Genomic DNA, 19023 nt, shown 5'->3' with positions numbered 1-19023 from the left:
ATCTGAGTCTGTGTCATCTGCGTCGGTGGTCCGTCAGCCTCTGGCGAGGGCGGTGTCGCGGTGGCGGATGTAGGTCTCGGCGGGGTCCTTGCCCAGTTCGCACCAGGGGTACCGGGAAGCGAGGTTGCCCAGTGCGCGGAAGCAGGCGGCGGCGCGCGCCATGTCTCCCATGAGGGAGAAGTGCGCGGCGAAGTAGCCCTGGACGGTGACCCAGCCGTAGCCGCGCCGGAACCCCGGGTGGAGCACGGACCGCTCGGCGGCCTCGACGAGTTCGGCCCGCACATGGTCCTGACGCAGGTACTGCTCGCGCTCCTGCCCGCGCAGGTCGAGCCGGTGCTCCATGTGCACCTCGGCCACCAGCCCGCCGCTGAGGGCTCCTTCGGGCGCGGCCAGCATGCACTCCCGGGCGAACCCGTGGGCCGCCTCCCAGCTGCCGCCCCACTTGGGGCACAGCTGCTGGAGCAGCCGGGCCTGCCCGGTGAAGTGGTGCGGATGGTGCTTGGCCAGCCGGTCGTACCGGCGGCGCGCCTCGTTCTGCCCGAGCTGAAGGCCCATGGCGGTGGTGAGCCGCTCCGCCCAGGCCGCGTCGTGCGCCGGGTCGAGCGCGGTGGCCCGGATCAGCAGCTGCTCGGCCTGCCGCAGATGCGCGTGCAGCCCGGCGAACTGCTCGTGGCTGACGTGCTGCGCGCGGGCCGTGGTCCGGATCTCCCAGCCGATCCGCACCTCACGGGCGCCGAGCACGGTGAGCGCGAGCACGTCGTCGGGCGTGGCCGCCACCACACCGCGCAGCCACTCCTCCACCCCGTCCACCTCCGACAACTGCCGGACGGCGAAGGCACGGTCCGTCCCGTACGGCAGCCCGTCGACGTAGTTCCGGATCGCCGCCCAGTCCCGCGCCGCGGCGGCCTGCTGCAGCCAGGCGGCTTCGGGAAAGGCGGAGGCGATCTCGAAGTCCGGGGGCGGCAGGGAGGAGGCGGGAGGGTGCGACATGCGGCGCATCGTAAGCGAGGCCGCCGACAGCGCCGCCCAGCGGGTGAGGACGGCTCTGACCAGGGGAAAAGACGACTACGACTTGACCGTACGCGAACGAGTTGGACACCCGGAGTTCACCTGGCCTCCATACCCTCCGCACTTCTGCTCACGCTCCCCCTCCCGCTGATTCCGGAGTCCCGCATGGCCCTCAGCTCCCGCCGTACCCGACAACTCCTGGAGGCTGCCGCTCCGTTGCTGCTCCAGGGCGAGCAGGTGGAGTTGACCTCCCTGGCCGGCGTGGGCTCGGTCTCCGTCCGCAAGCAGGCGCTCACGGCGGCCGTGGTCGGCGTCCTGAGCGCGGGCACGGTGATGGCGACGGTCACGCCGCGCCCGCTGTACCTGGTCCTGACCGACCAGCGCGTCCTCTTCTTCGACGGCAACCGCGGCGGCAAGCCCGGCCCGCTCGTACTGAACCTGCCCCGCCCCTACGTCTCCGTCGGCGGCTCGAAGAAGGCCTTCCTGGGTCTCCAGTACGTCACCCATCTGTCGGTGGCCGGACAGGAGGGGGCGCTCAAGGTCACCTTCCCGGTGCAGCACCGCGCGGACGGACCGCGCTTCACGGCCGGCTTCCCGGTGACGCGCTGACAGACTGACACGCCGCCGTCAGGCGGCGGCCAGTTCACACCAGACGACCTTCGCCCGATTCCCCTCCCTGGCGAGCGGCTGCCACCCCCAGAGGTCGGCGCAGGCCCGGACGAGCCCGAGGCCCCGCCCCTCCTCCAGGTCGACGACCTGCTCCAACGGGACGGGCGGCTCCGGCGGCGCGGGATCGGCGTCCCACGCCCCGATCCGCAGCACACCGGCCGCCCACCCCGACGGCTGGCCGATCTGGGTCTCACCGGTCCGCCCGGGCCGCGAGCACGACACCACCTGCGCCCGCCACCACGGCCTGATCGACGCCCTCAACCGGATCGCCGCCGAGTTGGGCATGCCGACCCTGGTCGACCTCGGCTACGAGAACGCCGGAGACGGCTTCCGCCACCCGCACAAGAAGCCCGCCGGAGGCGAACTGACCCAGGACCAGCAGACCTACAACAAGGTCATCCGCGGTGTCCACGGGGTCTGCGAGCGCGCCAACTCCCCGCTCAAGACCGCCTTCAAGGCCCTGCGCAGGGTCAGCCTCGACCCCAGCCGCATTACGAAGATCGCCGCCGCAGCCCTCGTCCTGCTCCAGCTCGAGTACGACCGCACCATCTGATCAATCGCAGAACGTCATGATCCGTTACTGACAAAGGCTCAGTGAACAACTACCCACAAAAGCGAAATCGCCAGAATTCTGGAAGTCGCCTCAACCGCGGATATCAACATGTCCTGAAGTCGCCCAGCGCGTCAGAGCGACCCTTCGTGGTAGTCGCCTATAGAGACGTCGTGGATGATGGAACTCCAGAAGTTATCCGCAGAAGCCACGCACATGGGGTCGATGACTTCGAGTCCAGCCCTGAGATCTCTGCCAGCTACTTGTTTGACCTCTCCACTGTCACCCGCAGCGTAGAAAGGGTACCTGGAATCGAACTCACGGAGACAACTGACGAAGCCATCGAGAGTCTCGTTAACGAAGGCAGGCTCCTCATCTCCCTCAAGGCCAAATAGAACCTGCCCTCGATCAACATCGATGTAGAAGCAGAAGTCATCATCGAAGCATCCAATCTGGATCACTTCGCTTCCAGCATCCGTCGTGAAACCAACCGATGGTCTCTCAACGGCTGTGAAAAGTAGGGCTGACTGCGGGAGACCCTGCTCGATCAGGACATCTTTTGCTCGACCGTTTCGAATCGCAGCAACGCAATCACGATCCCAGTGGACGACTCCTGCCACTTCTTCATTTCCCTTCGAAGAGCGCCTTCACTGCGGCATTTCTTGCGGCAGTGGATGCATCTGCGACTTCCGTCCCAGATTTATCCCACGCCCAACTCCACGTGATTTGTTTGAGATTTGGCAACTTCCCGAGAAGTTTTGAACAACGACTAGCACAAGGCTGGAACTCCGAGTACACCTCGCTGATGTAGGACTCATCAACGCCAGGCAGGGCACCATTCTTAAGAGAATTAATGATGTTCTGCTCTGCGTGGATTTTTCCTACTGAGCGAGCCGTGACCACGCCCATGTCTTCCCCTGTTTCCGGGTGCCGCAGGAGAGCAGCTGCATAGTTGTTGTCTTTGTTATTGTCCGCCAGACGCGCCTTTTGTACTGCTCGACTCAGCCGTGTTGAACCGTACTCGACCTCGTTACAGTTGTGGACGAGGACGGGAGTGGCCCCGGCTTCCACATAGTACGTGTGGAGGGTGCCGATGGTGAGGTCGTAGGTGGTGGTGTGCGCGTGGTACAGGCGGACACCGGTGACCTCGGTGGTGCCGGTCGGCGTCTGGAGGACGTCACCGGGCTTGAGGTCCTTGGCCTCGACGAAGGCGGACTGCGTTTCGTCGTAGAACGGGTGGTGGAAGGTCGTCGTCAGATGCGCGTCCTGGGCGCCGGCCGTGCTGACCGCAGCCACCGGAGCCGTCGCCGGCTCATGCGCGCGACCGTGACCATGGCCGCCCGTCAGGGCACCCAGTACCGCTGCCGAGGCCGCCAGGCCGAAGGCCGCCTTGCGGGCCGCCTTCCTGGCCACGGACTTGACCGCGGCCTTCGCGCCGGCCTTCACCGACTTCTCCCCCGTGTACCTGCCTGCGTCCTTGATCGTCAGGTCCACGAAGTCATGGTCCGTCCGCGTCACGATCACATCGGTGACCTTGTGCGCCTCCGTGCCCTTCGCGCCCGGCACCGAGTCGGCGATGGTGTCGCCGACCTTGACCTGGTCGATGGCCTTCGCCGTGCCGTCGGCCATCAGGACCCGCGTCGAGCCGGTGAAGCTGTGGGGGACCGGGCAGCCGGAGGGCTCCTTCTCCGCCGGACCGCCCGCTTCGTCCGAATGCGACTGCGCCCGTGTCCCGGCCGCCTCCGACTCCACCGCCGAGGCCGCCTCATCCGTCGCGTCCCCGACCGCTGAATCGGCGGCCTCCGTCGCGCCCCTGCCGAACAGGCCTCCCACGACCGACATCGCCTTCGGCGCGACCCTCGCCAGCAGCTTGCCGCCCAGCTCGCCCAACTTGCCGCCCAGCGCACCGATGCCCGCGCCCACCAGGGCCGAGCCGGCGAAAGCGCCCACGCTGCAGTCGCCGCCGCCGTTCTCGGCGCACTTGAAGCCCTGCTCCACCAGGGAACCGGCCGCACCCGCCATCGCCGCGCAGCCGACCGTACCGACCCCCCAGGTCGCCGCCTCGCAGCCGGCGAACACCGCCGTGGAGACCACGAACGACGTGATCGCCGCCGCATGGTGCTTGGCATAGTTGGCGACCGTCTTCGTCGCCTGCACCGTCGCCTGGTAGGCCGTACGCGCCCCGCTGGCCAGTTTCCGCCCGGCGGCGGCCACCCCCTTCTTGATCTCGCTGCCCAGGGCACGGGCCTTGCTGCCCAGGGCATGCGCCTTGCTCTTCACCGTGCGGACCACCCGCCCGGCCATGCTCCGCGCCCTGCGATACCCCGACTTCACCCCGGAGACCAGACGCTGGTAGCCGCGTCTGACATGCCGTGACGTGTAGGAGTACACGCGTCTGGCGGTCCGGACCGTGGCACGGTAGAAGTCCGTCACATGGCGCACGATCTTGCGTGCCGTGTGCTTGATGTGGCTGATCGCCGAGTGCACGATCCGCTTGGCGTGGTGGTACAGGCTCTTGGCCGCGCTCTTCACCCGGCTCGCCGCGTGCCTGACCGTGCTCGACACCTTGTGCGCGATGTGGCTGGCCGCCTTCACCTCGCACGAGCCGGTCCACCACGAGCAGTGCCCCGAGGGATCCGTGCCCAGCATCGGGTTGTCACCGACGTACGCGAACGGGTTCGCCGCCGCCGAGTTCGGCACCGGGTTGGGCGAGAAGCTGTCCTTGTTCAGGAACTGGCCCGTGCCCGGGTCGTACCAGCGCGAGGCCGTGCCCACATCACCCGAACCCGGCTCCGTCCACCCGGACTGGAAGCCCAGATGCCCCGCCATCGACGACGCCGCCAGCACCTTGCCCAGCGGGTCGTACGAGGCCGAACCCGCCAGCGACACCGCACCCGAGGTGAACGTGCCCACCACATCGCTGTGCTGGTCGGTCAGGGCCAGCACCCCGCTGCCGCCGGCCGGCTTGACGCCGATCACACCGCCCGCCGGGTCGTAGGTGTAGGTGTTCTCCCCGTCGGAGGCGATCGTGTTGCCCGCGCCCGAGTACTGGAACGTGCGCGACGACCCGCCCGTGGTATCGGTGTCCGTGACGTTCCGGCCCGTGGCGTCCAGCGTGTACGACTGCTGGCCGGCCACGATCTGGTCGCCGAAGGCGTCAGTCTTGAGCGCCACCGTCCCCGACGCCGACGACTCCTGCGTCATCGTGCCGCGCGCCGAGTAGTCGTAGGAGTGCACGCCGTCCGACGTCAGCTCGTCCCGCTCGTCGTACGTGTACACGTCCGAGCCGTTGCGGATCCGGTTGCCCGACGCGTCGTAGGCGTAACTCGTCGTCTTCGTACCGTCGTTCCACGACGTCAAGCGGTCCGCCCAGTCGTAGGTGTACGTGTTGGTGGACGCGCCCGAGACGCCCGTCGTCGTCTTCGACGTCAGGTTGCCGTTGGCGTCGTAGCCGTAGCTGAAGCTCGCCAGCGTCGACGCGCCCTGCACCAGCACGTCGCTGGTCAGCTCGTGCGCGCTGTTGTAGCCGAAGGTGCGGGTCTGGCCCGTCGAGCCGTACTTGACGCTTCTCAGCTCGTTCAGCACGCCGTACGTGTACGACAGTTGTGTGCCCGTGGCCGCGTCGTTCAGGGACGACAGGCGGCCGGCCGTGTCGTAGCCGTACGTCGTCGTGCCCGCCGCGTCCGTCCGGGACGTCATCTGACCGTCGTCGTTGTAGGCGAAGCCGGAGGAGCCCGCCGAGCCCGACGCCGTCAGCACGTCACCCCGGTCGTCGTAGGTGAACGCGTCGTGCGTGGCCGTCTGGTGGTCCACCGCGCCCGCCGTGCCCGCCTCCGACGTGTCCGCCGACAGCACCCGGCCGTCCGCGTCGTAGGTGAAGCTGCGGGTCGCAGTCGCCGCGTCCGCGCCGGCGCCGGACACCGACGTCAGCCGTCCCAGCGAGTCGTACGACATCGACGTGGTCACGCCGCCCGGCAGCGTCGCGTTCGTCAGCCGGCCGTCCGCGTCGTAGGCGTACGTCGTCGTGGAGTCCGCCGCCGACGTGTACTTCGCCGTGGTCGGCTCGATCACCTTCTCCTGCTGGCCCCACGGCGTGTACGTGTAGCGCCAGGAGTTGCCGCGGCCGTCGGTGAAGCGGGTCCGGTTGCCGGCCGCGTCGTACCCGAAGGTCGTGGTGATCGAAGTCGAGGCGTCGACCGGCTGGATCTCCTGTGTGAGGGTGCCCGCCGCGTCGTAGGTGAAGCGGCTGGTGTGGCCGCCCGCGTCCGTGGTCGAGGTCACGTTGCCGACGCCGTCGTAGGTCTGGGAGGTCTCCCAGAGCTTGGTGCCGCCGGCGTCGTAGGACCGGGTGGCCGTCGGGTCGCCGTCGGCGTTGTAGTCGGTCGTGGTGTAGGTGCCGTCCGCCAGGGTCGTCTTCGAGCGGTTGCCCTCGAAGTCGTAGTCGAAGCGGGTGGTGTTGCTGGCACCGTCGGTGACCGAGGTGATGTCACCGGCCCGGTTGTAGCCGTACGTCGTCTTCACGCCGCCTGGCGTGGTCGTCGAGGCCAGGTGCGCGCCGTAGGGGTTGCCGGTGGTGACCGCGTACGAGTTGGTCGTCGTCAGCGTCCGCGTCGACGGGTAGCGCTCCAGCGTCGTCTGCGTGAGCTGACGGCCCAGGAAGTCGTACGTCGCCTGCGTCTGGGCTCCGGTGCCGTCCGTCGCGGACAACTGCTCACCGTCGGCGTCATAGGTGACGTGCGTCTTGGTGCCGTCCGGCTCGGTGACCTGCGCCAGGTTGCCCATCTGGTCGTACAGGTACGACGTGGTCCTGCCGCCCGGCGTGGTGACCGAGGTCTGGTTGCCCTCGCTGTCGTACGTCCACACCGTCGTGCCCGCGTTGGGCGACGACGCGCCCGCCGGGGTGTACGGCGGCAGGGTCTCGGAGACCCTGTTGCCGTCCGCGTCGTACGCCGTCGTGGTGACCAGGCCGCTCGGGTCCTGCTCCTCGACGGCCTCGCCGAAGGTGTTGAAACCGCTGGTGGTGACCGGGCGCACGGTGGAGGCCGTGGTGCCGTCCGGCTCGGCCTGGACGGCGGGCGCGGTGGTGACCGCGAGGTTGCCCGCCTCGTCGTAGGAGTAGTCGGTGGTGTGCTGCTCGGCGTCCGTCATGGACGTCGGCAGGCCCCGCTTGTCGTAGGTGTACGTCGTGGTCTGCGCGTCCGAGGAGCCGACCGTGCCGCCCGAGCGGCCCTTGCCGTACAGCGAGGACACCTCGGTCGCCGACAGCGCCCGCTGGTAGACCTGCACGTTCGAGACCCCGCCCGGCAGGAAGTCCGTGGCGCTGCCGGCGTACTTGGCCTGGCCGATGGTGAGCGGGCCGGTGGCGTTCCACGGCGTGGTGTCGGTGCCCGAGCCGGACAGGGTGCCGTTGACGTAGATCTTGACGGCGCCGGTGGAGGCGTCGAAGACGCCCACGAGCTGGGTCCAGTCACCGGTGGTCGGTACGGCGGTGGAGTAGGCCGCCGGGAAGGAGGTGCCGGAGGCGTCCTTGCTCGTCTGTTCCATGCTCCACAGCGGGGCGCTGGTGTGCGCGTAGTTGTACTGGAGCATGAACGCGCTGTTGGCGGTGCCCGTCTGGGCGACGACGGTCGCGTTGTGGGTGGGCAGCGAGCTCATCTTCACCCACGCCGAGACCGTGTACGAGGCGCTGGTGTCGAGCACCGGTGCGTTCGTCGCGATCTGCTGGCCCGAGGTGCCGGCGAAGTTCGCCGCGCCGTCGCCCCACGTGACTCCCGTGGCCTGGGCGGTGTTGCCGGTGCCCGAGGAGTCGGTGACGCTGGTGCCGGAGGTCTGGTCGAGCTTCCACCACCCCGCCGGGTGACCGGACGCGTCGCCGTACAGCGTCTCGCTGAGCGTGTTGCCCATGTCGTCGTACGTGCTGGTGGTGGTGCGGTCGTAGCCCGAGGCGTCGTGGTCGTTCTCGGTGGCGACCTGGTCGTCCGGCGTGTACGACATGGTGGTCACGCGGTCCACGCCGGTCGGGTCGACCGTGGTGGAGGTGGTGCGGGAAGCCGCGTCGACCTTGTAGTCGGTGACGGTCTCTCCGTTGTCCGTGGTCTGGGAGACGAGGTTGCCGGCCGCGTCGTAGGTGTTCGACTCCAGGACGTAAGCGCCGGTGCCGTCGGCGCTCTTCTTCGTCACCGTCGCCAGCAGGCCGTCGTCGGTGTACGTGTACGACGTGGTGTTGCCCATCGCGTCGGTGATCGACGCGAGCCGTCCGGCCGGGTCGTAGGCCCGGGAGGACTCGGTGAGCAGGGTCGGCGACTGCGGGTTCGTCGGGTCGCCGGTGTACATCAGGCCCTGCGTGAGCAGGTTGCCGTTGTCGTCGTAGGTGTACCGGGTCTCGGTCCCGGCGCTGGTGACCTCCTTGGTCTTGTTGCCGGAGGTGTCGTACGTGTACGTCGTGGTGTCGCCGTCGGCCGCGCCGTCGGCCGCGTTGGCGTCGGACTCGGTCGCCACGTGGTCGTAGACGTCGTAGGTCCACGTCTTCGTGCGCGCCGTGTCGCCGCCGGTGGCGTCCGAGACGGTCTGCGAGGTGGCGTCGCCGTCGTCGTCGAAGACCGTGGTGGTGACGGCGGAGTGGGTGGCCCCGGTCACACGGTCGGTGAGCTGCGGGTCGTGCACCTCGGTCACCTGGCCGGCGGCGTCGTAGGTGTACGTCGTCACCAGGCCGTTCGGGTAGGTGTCCGAGACGACCTTCTGGCTGGTGACCTGGCCCACGCCGTCGTAGGTGTACTGGGTGACCAGGCCGATGGCGTCGGTGGTGGAGGCCACGTCGCCGTTCTTGAAGTACGACACCTGGTTGACCGCGCCGCCGGGGCTGACGGCCTTCACCGGCAGGCCCTTGGGCACCACCCCGCCGTCGGCGGACGGATAGGCGCTGGTGCCGTCGCTGAACTCGGTCGTCGTGGTGCGTCCGTCGGGGAAGCCGGGAACGGCGGGTGTGGTGACGGCCGTCTGGTTGCCGGCCGCGTCATAGCTGTACGACGTCAGGTACGTGGTGTCGGTCGCGGACGCCGAACGGCCGTCGCGGGAGGTGAGCAGCTGGTCGTTGCGCGGATCCGCGGTGGTCAGCTGGGCCGTGGTGTCGTCCGGGTAGTACGTGTAGTACTCGGTGTTGCACTTGTTCGCGGCCTGGTCCTGGCAGGACGTGGAGGACACGATGTTGCCGCGGACGTCGTGGCCGGTGACGGTCATCGCCCCGTTGGGGTCGGTGACGGTGTGCTCGAAACCGGCCGTGTCGTAGCCGAATCGGGTGGTGTTGCCCAGGGCGTCGGTCTCGCTCAGCTGGCGGCCGCCGTGCAGCACGTCGTAGGTGTAGGTGACCGTGGCGTTCGCCGGGGTCGTCACCTTCACCGTCTTCACCGGCAGCAGACCGGTGGAGTTCTTCGCGGCCTGGAACTGCGCGGCGACGTCGGCCTCGGACAGCTGCGAGCGGAAGAGGGCGACGTCGGAGACGGTGCCCTTGAAGTAGGTGGCGTAGCCGGTGTTGTCCGAGGTGTTGTGGTGCGCCTCGTCCGGCCAGTTGCCGCCGAGGTAGCCGGCGCCGACGTACGTGTACGTCTGGCCGACCATGTTGCCCGCGCCGCTCTGGGTGCCCACGAGGGTGCCGTCGAGGTAGAGCGACTGGCTGCTCGCCGAGGTGGAGAGCACCACGTGGTGCCACTTGTTGTCGGTGACCGCCGCGGCGGAGGCGAGCGGCTTGGTGGAGCCGCCGGAGAAGTAGTACTCGCCGTACAGCTTGCCGCTGCTGCCGACGTAGAGGACCGGCGTGTAGGAGCCCGGGGTCGTGCCGTTGCCCAGCGGGTCCCTGGATGCGCCGAGCAGCACACCGTTCGCGGTGGACGTCTTGAACCACATGCTGACCGACTCGGCACCCGAGCCGGGCACCGAACCGTTCGGCAGGGTCACCTGGGACGCCGTCCCGTTGAGGGAGGCGGCCTTGGCGTCGCTGAAGGGGCCGGAGGCACCGAGGGTCACGGAGTTGTAGGTGCCGTCACCACCGCGTACCTGGTCCACGGCCGTGGTGGCGCCCGCGGCCTCACCGAGCCGGAAGTACTCGGACGGCGCCCCGCCCAGCACCGCGCCGCGGTAGGTGTCGCTGGAGCCGGTCACCGTGGGTGCCCCGAGCTGCCACACGCCGCCGTTCTCGTCGGTGAGCTGGGTGAGGGTGGTGGTGGCCGGGTCGTACGTCATGGCGGCGTACGTCTTGCCGGACGGGCGCGTGATGGAGGTGAGCAGGCTGGTGCCGTGCGTGCCGTACGTGTACAGCTCGCTGACGTCGGCGGCGACCAGCGGGCGGCCGTACCAGGCGGCGTCGGCGATGGAGCCGTTGAAGTAGGTGGCGTAGCCGTACTTCGAACTGGTCGAGTAGTGCGGCTCGTCGGGCCAGCTGCCGCCGAGGAAGCCGGTGCCGAGGTAGTTGAACGACTGGTTCTTGCCGAAGGCGGTGGCGCTCTTGATGGAGACGGAGCCGGTGCGCGAACCGACCTTGGCGTTGTCCAGGTAGAGCGTCTGGGAGTTGCCCGCGGCGGACAGCACCACGTGGTGCCACCTGCCGTCGGCGACGGACGCGGAGGACACGATCGGGTTGATCCCGCCGCTGTACCAGAACTCGGCGTTCAGCTTGCCGTCGGTGCCGACGTAGATGGACGGGGTGTAGAACCCTGCCGCCTGGCCGGAGCCGATCGGCTGCGAGGCGTACGAGTAGAGCACGCCCGGTCCCTGCGAGGTCTTGAACCACAGGGATATCGCGCCGGAGTCGGTGTCGTTGCCGAGGTTCTTCGGCAGCGAGACGTCGGAGGAGGTGCCGTTGAAGGTCGCGGCCTTCGACGACGAGCCGGTCAGCGGGCCGGCCGCCTGGCCGAGGGTGACGTTCTCGTACGTGGCGTCGGTCGTGCCCTCGTTGGACAGGTCGGCGTCCTCGGCGGTGGTGCCCGAGGTCTCCGACAGCGGCCAGTAGGCGTGCGGGCCGAGGTCCATCGAGGCGTTGCGGTAGCCGGAGCCGCTGGTGTAGCCGTACGTCGTGCACTTGGTGGTGGACAGCGGCGAGCACACTTTGGTCAGCTGGTCGCCGCTGTAGCCGTACGTCCACGTCTGGGCGGTGGAGCTGTCACCCGGCGTGACCGGGTCGGTGACCACGGTCGCCACGTGCGCGGCCTGCGCGCCCGAGGGGGTCTGCCAGGTCAGCGACAGGGATCGGCCGGAGACCCCGGAGGTCATCCTGGTGATGTGGCCGCTGGTCCAGGTGAGGTTCACCGACCGCCCGTCGGCGTCCGTCACCGAGGTCAGGCCGTAGCCGCCGGAGCCCAGCGACTGGGTGAAGGTGTAGACGGTGTCGTCCTTGTCGGTCAGCGTGTAGCCGCCGGTGACCGACTTGAACGTGGCGAACCGTCCGCTGCCGGGTGTGAAGGTGCCGTCGCTGTTCTTGCCGTAGCCGACCTCTGAGCCGTCGGGGTAGGTGACGTAGACGCTGGAGACCGCGCCGGAGGCGGTGTACTGCTCGGTGGCCTTGGTGTCGAAGATGCTCGACCAGCCCGCCCCGAAGGCCCCGGTCCAGCGGGGGTCGCGGGAGTTGTAGTCGCGCTGGACGTCCAGGGAGGGGCCGACGGTGGAGATGGAGGCGTCGGTGTCGGAGGTCGTGTAGTTGCCGATGGCCGCGTCGAAGCCGTGGTCGCTGCCGTTCTGCGACAGTCCCGAGGTGATCACCCGCTGCGGGACCTGGACGGACATCGCGTACGGCGTGGCCGTCGAGTACAGGTTGGTGGCGGAGTCGTAGGCCTGGACGTACCAGGAGTAGTCCTTGCCCCAGGCCAGCTTGCCCCCGGGGACGGTCCAGTCGCCGGTGGAGACCAGACCGGAGTCGGCGACCTTGGTGCCGGCGGCGTCGAAGACCTGGAAGCGGTACTGGTTGCCGCTGCCGCTGGAGGAGTTGGCGCCGCCCGCCCAGGCGGTGAGCTCGGGGGTGGTGGTGTACTCGACCGCGTTGTCGCTGGGGAACTGCTCGTACAGCTGCGGTGCGGTGTTCCCGTTGTAGGTGACCAGGATGTGCGGGCCGTCGGCGGGGTCGTTGAACGAGCCGAACTGCTTCCAGTGCAGGTTGTCCGTGGTGGACGCGTAGACCGCGAGTCCGTAGTCGGGCGTGGTGCCGTTGAACCAGCCCTGGATGGCGGAGGTCGACAGCGGGACCTGGAGCCAGTCGCCGACGCTGCGGTCGGCGGCGGTGTTGGCGCACGCGTTGGGGACGCTCGGGGTCAGGTTGCCGATCGAGGAGCCGTGCGAGGGGCCCGGGTAGCTGGTGACGGACTCCGGTGTCCATGCCTTGGTCACCAGCGCGACGTCGAACCGCTCGGGGGTGCAGGTGGAGGCCCAGGTGTCGAAGATGTCCAGGTGCGCCTCGGTGACCGTGGCGCCGCTGCCGTCCCAGGCGGTGTCCCAGTGGTTCCAGAAGCTGACCGCCGAGTGGGTACCGGAGTCGTAGGAGCCGGCCTTGATGGTCTGCTCGTAGGAGTGGTCGCCGTCGTTGCCGGAACCGGACTCGGCGTAGGTGGTGGTCCAGCCGTCGTCGACGGTCGGGTCGACGGTGACCGGGAAGACGCGGTGGGCGTCGTGCAGCCAGCGGCTGTCCAGCGTCACCTTCAGCGCGTAGCCGTCCTTGGATTGGACCAGCTCGGAGGTGACGTCGTGGGTGGTGGCCGGGTCACCGGAGCGGGGGTCCACCTTCGAGTCGTAGGCGTACGCCGGGGGGATGCGCTCGACGGTCCTGCCCGCGCTGTCGCGCAGGTCGGTCCAGCCGTTCTCGTGCTGGACGGGCGTGAGGCCCTTGAGGGAGAGGGGGAAGGTCCAGGAGTTGCCGGCGACCGCGGAGTGCAGGACGACCGACTCCTTCACGCCGGTGGCGGTGGGGGCCACCTTCAGATCGGTGGCGTCGAGGGCGCCCGCGTAGGTGACGGTGGAACCGTCCGCGGTGCCCTTGACCGGTGCCGCGCCCTTGAGCGAGTAGGCGATGCGGTGGCCGGAGTCGACCGCGAGGGACGCCAGGGCGGAGTCGGTGGCCTTGGCGCCGAAGTCGACGGCGAGGGAGTTGGCCTTCTCGTGCCAGCGGCCGTCCGGGCCGGCCCGTACGTCCACGTCGATGGGCGCCCACTTGCCCTTGCGCACCTGGTAGTTGACCGGTGCCTGGTACATCTCCCGGGTCGTGGAGCCGTCGGCGTTGTCGTAGACCGTCGCCGTGCGCGAGGACTTGGCGGGGTTGCGCTTGCTGGTCTTGGCGTCGAAGGTGCCGCCGCGACTGCGGCCCTGTCTGATGGCCGGCTTGTGCGGGTGGTAGGCGGACAGCTCGCCGCGTCCCTTGCCGGGGGCGTGGCCCGCGCCGCGGTGGGCGGCGGTGGCGTCGGCGGAGACGTGGTGCCGGTGCCCGGTGGCCGTGCCGGACCGCTGGTGCGGCAGCCTGCCCCAGTGCGGGTCGGTGAACCAGGACTTGATCGAGGCGAGGCTCATGCTCGGCAGCTCGATACGGCCCAGTTCCATGCCTTCGGCGAAGGCCTGATCGGTCGTCAGCGTCAACGCCAACGCGGTGAGCACCACGACGGCGAGGGAACGACGCGCACGGCGGGCACGGCGTGGGGGGCGCCCGGTGCGCGAGGGGCGCGCGGGGCGCGCGGGGCGCGGGCGGCGACTGAGCGGCCACACAGGCACGACTTCGACTCCAGCGGTCAGGAACGGCACAGAAACGCGCCGAATCTTGCCCGCTGTGAACATCCTGTGGACAGATTCAAGAGACGATCTTGTGCCGCTCTTGACTGGCTCTTGCTCAACCCGACCGATTTGCTGTCGGGCACCCCTTTGCCGCTTGTGAACGGCTTTGCCGAAACGTCACATCACCCGAATCGATTCTTCACCTGACGGTGACTCATGTGCGGGCGTTCCCAGGGCAGTCAGGCGCTCAGCCACCGCACTGCTCCAGCATCATCCGCTTGTCCGCCGGGGTCACCGGCAGCGCGTACTTCCGTGACACCTGGGCGAAGCGCACGCTGTACGCGCACCGGATGCCCTTGTCCGGCGGCAGCCAGGCCGCCGGGCCCGAGTCACCCTTGGCGGAGTTGGCGGGGCCGTCCACGGGGAGCAGGTTGAGCGGGTCGTTGGCGATCTGCTCGCGCTTGCCCTTCGTCCAGTGCGCGGCGCCCATCTGCCAGTCGTAGGACAGCGGCATGACGTGGTCGATCTGGACGGTGGTCGCGTGCGACTTGGTCCACCGGATCGTGTGGCCCGTGTACGGGTCGTGCAGGGTCATCGAGACGATCACACAGTCGGAGCCGTTGCGGAAGCGCACGTCCTGGCCGTCACGTTTCAGCAGGTCGTTGCGGGTGTCACAGCCGTTGCGCGCCCAGGGGACGCCGTCGGCGGTGTCCATCCAGGCGTAGCCGAACTCCTCCCGGTCGTAGCCGGTCTTCGGCCCGCGGCCCTTGGTGGCGAGGGACCCGACGAGCGTACGGGCCGCGGCCCGGTCGGCCTTGCTCGTCAGCGGGGCCAGGCCCGGCTTCGTGCCGTCCGGATTGTTCAGCGGGCTGACGGAGTGTCCGTCCGTGGCGGGCGCGGGTGCCCCGCTCCCGCTCGGCGAACCGCCGCCGCCCGTACCGCCCTTGCACCCGGCGGCGAGCGCCACGGCGGCACACACCGCCAGACCGGCGCGCAGCAGGGAACGCGCCCCGCGCGCCCCGCCCCGGCGCCTCGCACGCCCCTCGGTACCACGGCACACCTCTGCGCGCATGAGCCCTCCCCTTGCCGTACGGCCCCGCCCCTGTGTGCCGGGCCTGCCTTTCCCGTGCCCACGGTAGTCGGGACGATGTCCGGCTCACTCGGGGCGTGCGGAGGCACACGACGCGGATGGGGCGGACAGGGCGTACCGGTCCCTTCGCCCCAGGAGCGTCCCGCTGCCTACGACCCGAGGACCGACGCCAGGAACTCCCCCACCCAGCCCAGCAGTTCGCGGCCGATCAGCGGCTTGCCGCCGACCTTCGCCGTCTTCGGGCGGGGGACCAGGACCTGGTGCACGGCCGGCTTGATGACCGTGCCCGGGTACAGGCGCTTCAGGCGCAGTTCCTGGGACTCGCGCAACTCCACCGGGGCGAAGCGGATGTTGTTGCCCTGGAGGACGATCTCGCCCACCCCGCAGGCGCGGGCGAGCATGCGCAGGCCCGCGACCAGGAGGAGGTTCTCCACCGGTTCGGGCAGCTTGCCGTAGCGGTCGGTCAGTTCCTCTCGGACGGCCTTGATGTCCTCCTCGGAGTTGGCGGAGGCGATCGAGCGGTAGGCCTGGAGGCGCAGGCGCTCGCCGGGCGCGTAGTCGTGCGGGACGTGCGCGTCGACCGGCAGCTCGATCTTGACCTCCAGCGGGGCCTCCTCCTCGGCCTCACCGGTCTCCAGCTGCCTGCGGTAGTCCGCGACCGCCTCGCCGACCATGCGGACGTACAGGTCGAAGCCAACGCCCGCGATATGGCCGGACTGCTCGCCGCCGAGCAGGTTTCCGGCGCCGCGGATCTCCAGGTCCTTCATCGCCACGTACATGCCCGCGCCCATCTCCGTGTGCTGGGCGATGGTGGCGAGCCGCTCGTGGGCGGTCTCCGTCAGCGGCTTCTCCGGCGGGTAGAGGAAGTAGGCGTAGCCGCGCTCGCGGCCACGTCCGACCCGGCCGCGCAGCTGGTGCAGCTGGGAGAGGCCGAAGTTGTCGCCGCGCTCCACGATCAGGGTGTTGGCGTTGGAGATGTCGATGCCCGACTCGACGATCGTCGTGGAGACCAGCACGTCGAACTTCTTCTCCCAGAAGTCGACCACGACCTGCTCCAGGGCCGACTCCGACATCTGGCCGTGCGCCGTGGCGATGCGGGCCTCCGGGACGATCTCGCGCAGTCGCGCCGCCGCCCGGTCGATGGTCTCCACCCGGTTGTGGATGTAGAAGACCTGGCCCTCGCGCAGCAGCTCGCGGCGGATCGCCGCGCCGATCTGCTTCTCCTCGTACGGCCCGACGAAGGTCAGCACAGGGTGGCGCTCCTCCGGCGGGGTGGTGATCGTGGACATCTCGCGGATGCCCGTCACCGCCATCTCCAGGGTGCGCGGGATCGGGGTCGCGGACATCGTCAGCACGTCGACGTTGGCGCGCAGCTTCTTCAGCTGCTCCTTGTGCTCGACGCCGAAGCGCTGCTCCTCGTCGACGATGACCAGGCCCAGGTCCTTGAACTTCGTCTCGGAGGAGAACAGGCGGTGGGTGCCGATGACGACGTCCACCGAGCCCTCGCGCAGGCCCTCCAGGACCGCCTTCGCCTCGGTGTCGGTCTGGAAGCGGGACAGCGCCCTGACGTTCACCGGGAACTGCGAGTAGCGCTCGCTGAACGTGCCGAAGTGCTGCTGCACCAGCAGCGTCGTCGGGACCAGCACCGCGACCTGCTTGCCGTCCTGGACGGCCTTGAAGGCGGCGCGGACCGCGATCTCCGTCTTGCCGTAGCCGACGTCGCCGCAGATCAGCCGGTCCATCGGGACCGACTTCTCCATGTCCTCCTTGACCTCGGCGATCGTGGTCAGCTGGTCGGGCGTCTCCGCGTAGGGGAAGGCGTCCTCCAGCTCGCGCTGCCAGGGGCTGTCGGCGCCGAAGGAGTGGCCGGGGGCGGCCATGCGGGCCGAGTACAGCTTGATCAGGTCGGCGGCGATCTCCTTGACCGCCTTCTTCGCCCGCGCCTTGGTCTTGGTCCAGTCGGCGCCGCCGAGCCGGTGCAGGGTGGGCGCCTCGCCGCCGACGTACTTGGTGATCTGCTCCAGCTGGTCGGTGGGGATGTAGAGGCGGTCGCCGGGCTGGCCGCGCTTGGCCGGGGCGTACTCCACCACCAGGTACTCGCGGGTGGCGCCCTGCACGGTGCGCTGCGCCATCTCGATGTACCGGCCCACGCCGTGCTGCTCGTGGACGATGTAGTCGCCCGCCTCCAGGGTCAGCGGGTCGATGGTCTTGCGGCGCCGGGCCGGCATCCGGGCCCCGTCCCGGGTGGCCGCGCGCTGCCCGGACAGGTCGGTCTCGGTGAGCACGGCCAGCTTCAGCGCGGGGTCGACGAAGCCCTGGTCGATGCAGCCGCACGCCACGTGCACCACCGACGGGGACGGCTCACCGAGGTCGGCGTCCAGGCGGGCCGCGATGCCCTCGCCGCCCAGCACCTCGACGGTGCGGGTGGCCGGGCCGTGCCCCTCGGTGACGTAGACGGTGCGCCAGCCGTCGGCCAGCCAGCCCTTGGTGTCGGCGAGCGCCCGCGCGGTGTCGCCCCGGTACGTCTCCGGTGCGTGCATGCCCAGCTTGAGGGTGTCCCCGCCGCCGTCGGCGTGCCCGTCGTACGCCGTCTCGTCGGCGGCGAACGGGGAGACGGACCACCACATCATGTCCAGCTCGCGGGCCCGGTCCCGGACGTCCGCGATCGACCACAGGGAGGCCGCGCCGACGTCGATCGGCGCCTCGCCCCCGCCGGCGCCGGCCGCCCAGGACGCCTGGAGGAACTCCTGGGAGGTCGCCACCAGGTCCGCGGCGCGTGTGCGCACCCGCTCCGGGTCGCACACCACGGCCATCGAGCCCTTGGGCAGCACGTCCAGGAGCAGCTCCATGTCGTCGACGAGGACCGGCGCGAGGGACTCCATGCCCTCCACCGCGATGCCCTCGGCGATCTTGCCGAGCAGCTCGCCGAGCTCCGGGTGCTGCTCGGCCAGGGCGCGCGCCCGCGCGCGTACGTCCTCGGTGAGCAGCAGCTCGCGGCAGGGCGGGGCCCACAGGCCGTGCTCGGCGACTTCGAGGGAGCGCTGGTCGGCGACCTTGAAGTAGCGGATCTCCTCGACGTCGTCGCCCCAGAACTCGATGCGCAGCGGGTGTTCCTCGGTGGGCGGGAACACATCCAGGATGCCGCCGCGCACGGCGAACTCGCCGCGCTTCTCCACCAGCTCCACGCGCGCGTACGCGGCGGCGGCGAGAGCTTCCACGACGTCGTTCAGGTCGGCGGTCCGGCCGGTTCTCAGGGCGACGGGCTCAAGGTCTCCCAGGCCCTTGACCTGCGGCTGGAGCACCGAGCGGATCGGTGTGACGACGACGGAGACCGGGCCGGTCTCGGGGTCGTCGGAGCTCGGGTGGGCCAGCCGGCGCAGCACGGCGAGCCTGCGGCCCACGGTGTCGCTGCGCGGGCTGAGCCGCTCGTGCGGAAGCGTCTCCCAGGAGGGGTACTCCACGACGCCTTCCGGCGGCAGCAGGGAGCGCAGCGCCGCGGCCAGGTCCTCGGCCTCGCGGCCGGTCGCCGTCACCGCGAGCACGGTGCGGGCGGCCTCGCGGGCCAGGGCGGCGACCGCGAAGGGGCGGGCGGCGGGCGGGCCGACGAGGTCGACGTGCATGCGGCCCGCGTCCGCGGCCGCGGTGGTCGCTTCCGCGAGGGCGGGGTCCTTGACGACGGCGTCGAGCAGACCGTGCAGGCTCATGGAGGGCTTTCCATCCTGGGGTGGCAGGGCGTGGGCAACGCGAAGGGCCCGACTCGGGTGCGGGGCGGGCTTCCTTCAGCCTACGACGCCGGCAGCGGGACCGGTGGGGCTGTGGACAGCGCCTCGACCGTCGAACAGGTGTCCGGCACGAGTGGTGTGCGGGGTCGCCGACATGCACAAGCCCGGGGTGGGGGGGCCCCCCCGGGGGGGGGCCCCCCGGGGCCCCCCGCCCCCCCCCCCCCGGGGGGGGGGGGGGCGCCCCCCCC

The 19023-nt window shown here is 69.8% G+C and carries 7 protein-coding genes and 1 pseudogene; 2 read left to right on the top strand and 6 right to left on the bottom strand.

The features are described 5' to 3' along the window. Positions 1-33 precede the first annotated feature (33 nt). Entirely contained in the window at positions 34-990 is a 957-nt protein-coding gene (locus R2S09_RS24330) for a hypothetical protein (RefSeq protein ID WP_316743241.1), read from the bottom strand. A 183-nt stretch (positions 991-1173) separates the two neighbouring features. On the opposite strand from R2S09_RS24330, the gene R2S09_RS24325 reads away from it, so the two are divergent. Next, a complete protein-coding gene (locus R2S09_RS24325; protein WP_306185944.1) occupies positions 1174-1617 on the top strand; it encodes a hypothetical protein in 444 nt (147 codons plus the stop codon). Between the two features lie 18 nt (positions 1618-1635). On the opposite strand, the gene R2S09_RS24320 is transcribed toward R2S09_RS24325, so the two are convergent. After that, on the bottom strand, positions 1636-1899 hold the full coding sequence (locus R2S09_RS24320; protein WP_399144572.1) for a hypothetical protein: 264 nt from the start codon (positions 1897-1899) through the stop codon (positions 1636-1638). Here R2S09_RS24320 and R2S09_RS24315 point away from each other — a divergent pair. Then, a pseudogene (locus R2S09_RS24315) lies at positions 1838-2230 on the top strand (transposase family protein); the annotation flags it as partial. The gene R2S09_RS24320 and the pseudogene R2S09_RS24315 overlap by 62 nt on opposite strands. A 131-nt stretch (positions 2231-2361) precedes the next feature. On the opposite strand, the gene R2S09_RS24310 reads toward R2S09_RS24315, so the two are convergent. From R2S09_RS24310 to mfd, 4 genes are all read right to left on the bottom strand, one after another. Continuing rightward, complete coding sequence (locus tag R2S09_RS24310; protein ID WP_306185940.1) at positions 2362-2847, bottom strand: SUKH-4 family immunity protein; 486 nt, start codon at positions 2845-2847, stop codon at positions 2362-2364. A 4-nt stretch (positions 2848-2851) separates the two neighbouring features. Further along, positions 2852-13852 (bottom strand): LamG-like jellyroll fold domain-containing protein, encoded by an 11001-nt coding sequence (locus R2S09_RS24305; RefSeq protein ID WP_316743236.1) that lies wholly within the window; start codon positions 13850-13852, stop codon positions 2852-2854. 358 nt (positions 13853-14210) lie between these two features. Then, complete coding sequence (locus R2S09_RS24300) at positions 14211-15035, bottom strand: HNH endonuclease family protein (RefSeq protein WP_306185936.1); 825 nt, start codon at positions 15033-15035, stop codon at positions 14211-14213. Positions 15036-15202: 167 nt separating this feature from the next. Continuing rightward, positions 15203-18757 carry a transcription-repair coupling factor gene (gene mfd / locus R2S09_RS24295; RefSeq protein WP_316743234.1) on the bottom strand — a complete coding sequence of 1185 codons (3555 nt, stop codon included), beginning with the start codon at positions 18755-18757 and terminating at the stop codon, positions 15203-15205. Between the last annotated feature and the right edge of the window lie 266 nt (positions 18758-19023).

This window comes from Streptomyces sp. MK7, from assembly GCF_032658145.1.
In the GTDB taxonomy this organism is placed as follows: Bacteria; Actinomycetota; Actinomycetes; order Streptomycetales; family Streptomycetaceae; genus Streptomyces; species Streptomyces spiralis.
The sequence above is the reverse complement of the archived record's forward strand: the minus strand, read 5'-3'. Positions and strand labels throughout refer to the sequence as shown.